At 44.3% G+C, this 540-nt stretch carries 1 protein-coding gene; it reads right to left on the minus strand.

The genetic code is table 11. The annotated features are described in order from the left end of the window. On the minus strand, nucleotides 1-540 hold a 540-nt coding region (locus N8M20_RS10170; protein WP_419991756.1), incomplete at both ends, for a mucin-binding protein.

Consider the following 540-nt stretch of genomic DNA (forward strand, 5'->3'; position numbering starts at 1 on the left):
GTCTGTCGTTGAAGTAACCGTTGCTTCTGCTACAGTTGCCTTATCTGGTGCGTCATAGTTGGTTACAGTTGGAGAGGTTTGAGAACCCCATGTACCTGTTGACCAAGTTCCTTCTGTTACGACATTCGTCACTTTGTTACGCTTGTTGGTTCTTGTTAACTCAACTCTTTGCGTAACTGGTCTAGCTACTTCTGTCGTTTCATCAGTCGCATCGACATACTTGATGGTACGGGTGATGGTTTTAGTTTCTGTAACATCTTCTGTAGCTTGTGGGTATTTCACGACAACTGTTGTATCGTCTGTCGTTGAAGTAACCGTTGCTTCTGCTACAGTTGCCTTATCTGGTGCGTCATAGTTGGTTACAGTTGGAGAGGTTTGAGAACCCCATGTACCTGTTGACCAAGTTCCTTCTGTTACGACATTCGTCACTTTGTTACGCTTGTTGGTTCTTGTTAACTCAACTCTTTGCGTAACTGGTCTAGCTACTTCTGTCGTTTCATCAGTCGCATCGACATACTTGATGGTACGGGTGATGGTTTT

Source organism: Streptococcus mitis, assembly GCF_946190275.1.
Taxonomy (GTDB): Bacteria; Bacillota; Bacilli; order Lactobacillales; family Streptococcaceae; genus Streptococcus; species Streptococcus mitis_DC.